The sequence below is a fragment of the Mycobacterium sp. genome, assembly GCF_049683355.1.
Taxonomy (GTDB): Bacteria; Actinomycetota; Actinomycetes; order Mycobacteriales; family Mycobacteriaceae; genus Mycobacterium.
The window spans coordinates 1-2,619 of sequence record NZ_JBAUJB010000227.1; the positions used below are offsets into that span (position 1 = coordinate 1).

General features: G+C 69.2%; 4 protein-coding genes and 1 pseudogene. 1 reads left to right on the forward strand and 4 read right to left on the reverse strand.

Going from position 1 to position 2,619, the window contains the following annotated elements; genetic code table 11:
* Positions 1–251 (forward strand): annotated as a pseudogene (locus WA944_RS13710) (hypothetical protein); the annotation flags it as partial.
* Here WA944_RS13710 and tsaD read toward each other — a convergent pair.
* The 4 genes from tsaD to WA944_RS13730 all read right to left on the reverse strand — a co-directional run.
* Positions 239–1,261: a tRNA (adenosine(37)-N6)-threonylcarbamoyltransferase complex transferase subunit TsaD gene (gene tsaD, locus WA944_RS13715; protein WP_526374018.1), complete on the reverse strand. Its 1,023-nt coding sequence runs from the start codon at positions 1,259–1,261 to the stop codon at positions 239–241. The pseudogene WA944_RS13710 and the gene tsaD sit on opposite strands and share 13 nt — an antisense overlap.
* The gene (rimI, locus tag WA944_RS13720; RefSeq protein WP_163888458.1) at positions 1,258–1,713 is read right to left on the reverse strand and encodes a ribosomal protein S18-alanine N-acetyltransferase; all 456 of its coding nucleotides are present in this window, start codon (positions 1,711–1,713) and stop codon (positions 1,258–1,260) included. The genes tsaD and rimI overlap by 4 nt, the downstream gene beginning before the upstream one ends.
* Positions 1,710–2,339, reverse strand: a complete 630-nt coding sequence (tsaB, locus tag WA944_RS13725) for a tRNA (adenosine(37)-N6)-threonylcarbamoyltransferase complex dimerization subunit type 1 TsaB (RefSeq protein ID WP_526611531.1) — start codon at positions 2,337–2,339, stop codon at positions 1,710–1,712. Before tsaB ends, rimI begins: the two co-directional genes overlap by 4 nt.
* Positions 2,336–2,619: tRNA (adenosine(37)-N6)-threonylcarbamoyltransferase complex ATPase subunit type 1 TsaE (locus WA944_RS13730; RefSeq protein WP_526647044.1), on the reverse strand; the 284-nt coding region annotated here is incomplete at its 5' end. The genes WA944_RS13730 and tsaB, both read right to left, overlap by 4 nt.

Below are 2,619 nucleotides of genomic sequence, written 5' to 3' on the forward strand. Positions count from 1 at the left end.
GGGATATGCAGTACCCGGACGGAACGGTGACATGGACAGCCCCCGACGGACGCACGTACACCACCCGCCCGGGCAGCACCCTGTTCTTCCCCACCGCCAACCTGATCACTGCCGACCTCCCACCACCAACCTCGGACCCACCGGCCGCCACTACCCGGTCGATGATGATGCCCCGCCGACGACGCACCCGCGCCGCCGACGACGCCGCACGCATCAAAACCGAACGCGCACAAAACTTTCACGCCACCTGACCCTGCACCACCGGCAGGCCAGGATCGCTGGCCACATCCAGCGGCGAATCCGGCGCACCCGCCGCAATCAGGTGTGCGGCGAACGACGCGATCATCGCGCCGTTGTCGGTGCACAACCGCGGCCGGGGGATCCGCAACGTCAAACCCGCTGCGGCGCAACGCTCCCCCGCCAGCTCCCGAAGCCGTGAGTTCGCGGCGACCCCGCCGGCAATCAACAGGGTCGACACTCCGAGCTCACCGGCCGCGCGCACCGCCTTCGCTGTCAGCACGTCCGCGACAGCCTCCTGGAATCCCGCCGCCACATCGGCCTGCGATGCCTCGGGATGGCTTTCCACATAGCGGGCCACCGCGGTCTTCAATCCGGAGAAGCTGAACGAGTACGGGGCATCGCGCGGGCCGGTCATACCGCGGGGGAACACGATCGCGCCGGGATCACCGGTTCGAGCGAGCTCGTCGAGAACCCTGCCGCCCGGATAGCCCAGGCCCAGCAGCCGGGCCACCTTGTCATAGGCCTCGCCTGCGGCGTCGTCGACAGTCGAACCCAGTTCGATGATCGGCTCCCCCAGCGAACGGACGTGCAACAGGTTGGTGTGCCCTCCGGACACCAGCAGGCCGATGCACTCCGGCAGCGGGCCGTGGTCGAACACGTCGGCAGCCAGGTGCCCGCCGAGGTGGTTCACGGCGTAGAAGGGCACCTGCCACGCCGCCGAGTACGCCTTGGCCGCAGCCACCCCGACCAGCAGCGCACCGGCCAGGCCTGGACCGATGGTGGCCGCGACGACATCCGGCTTGGTGATTCCTGCGACCTGCAGCGCGCGCCGCATCGTCGGGCCCAGCGCCTCCAGATGGGCGCGGGATGCGATCTCGGGTACCACACCGCCGAAGCGGGCGTGCTCGTCCACACTCGACGCCACCTCGTCGGCGAGCAGCGTCACAGTCCCGTCGTCGCCGAGTTCGGCGACGCCGACACCGGTCTCGTCGCAGGAACTCTCGATGGCCAGGACGATCATCGGCGCTCCCGTTTCATCGTGTAGGCGTCAGCTCCGCTGACGCGGTAGTAGCGTTTGCGGATGCCCACCCTGGTGAAGCCTGCGCTCTCGTACAGCGCGATCGCCGCCGCATTGTCGGTCCTCACCTCGAGAAAGATCGTTCCTCCGTCGGCGAATTCGAACAGCCGGTCGAGCAGCTGCCTGCCGATGCCATGCCCCTGGTACGCGGGGTCGACACCGATGGTGTGGATCTCGTACTCGTAGGGACGGATGCGGCCCAGCCGCGCGATGCCCGCATAACCCACCAGCTTGTCATCGACGCGTGCAGCCTCGTAGTGGTTGTGTTTGGCGGCGAGCTCCGACAGGAACGCCCGCTCCGGCCACGGATCGTCGCCGTCGAACAGCTGCGCTTCCAGCTCCGCACAGCGCGCGGCGTCACCGGGCTTCAGCGGGCCGTACTGCGCGGTGTTCACCGTGCTGCCGCCGAGGGCTTGGCATCGGGCCTGCGCAGGTACATCGGCACCAGCGGGTCAGGCTCGCCGTCCCAATCCGATACGGCGCGAACCAGACCCACCGCACTGGGGTAGACCGGCGCCAGCCGCGGCAGATCGAACAGCGCGGCGTGCTCGGGCGACCCGGCGACCGCGTCGGCGCTGACCGGCACGTCGACCGCCGCATTGACGGCCGGGCCGTCGACCCGTGCGCCGTCGCGGTACCGCGCCCAGTACACCTCGCGGCGTCGCGCATCGGTGACCACCAGCACCTCACCGGTGGTGCCGACCGCAATGGCGTCCAGGCTGCACACCCCCCGCACCGGGACGCCGAGGGCATGACCGAACGCGGCCGCCGTCGCCATGCCCACCCGTAGTCCGGTGAACGGGCCAGGGCCGCAGCCAACCACGACGGCGTCGACCTGGTCGACGGTGACCTCCGCGTCGGCTAGTGCGCCGACGATGTTCGGGGTGAGGCGTTCTGCGTGCGCCCTGGGGTCGACGATCACCTGCTCGGCAAGAAGTTCGGTGACATCGCCGTCCAGTCGGACCACACCGGCCGTGACGGCGGGGGTGGCGGTGTCGATCGCCAACACCAGGATGCTCACGCCCGGCTCCACTGCCAGATCGCAGTGCGCACATCGGTTTCCGGTGCGCGCTCCAGCCGGATGTCGAGATGGCTGTCCGACAACCGTTCCGCGACGCCCTCACCCCATTCCACGACCACGACCGCGTCGTCGAGATCGGTGTCGAGATCCAGTGAATCCAGTTCGGCCAGCAGGTCGACCGACGTCTGGTCGAGCAGCCGGTACAGGTCTACGTGCACCATCGCCGGAGTGTCCGCTCGGCGTGGCCGGTGCACCCGCGCCAGCACGAAAGTCGGTGAGA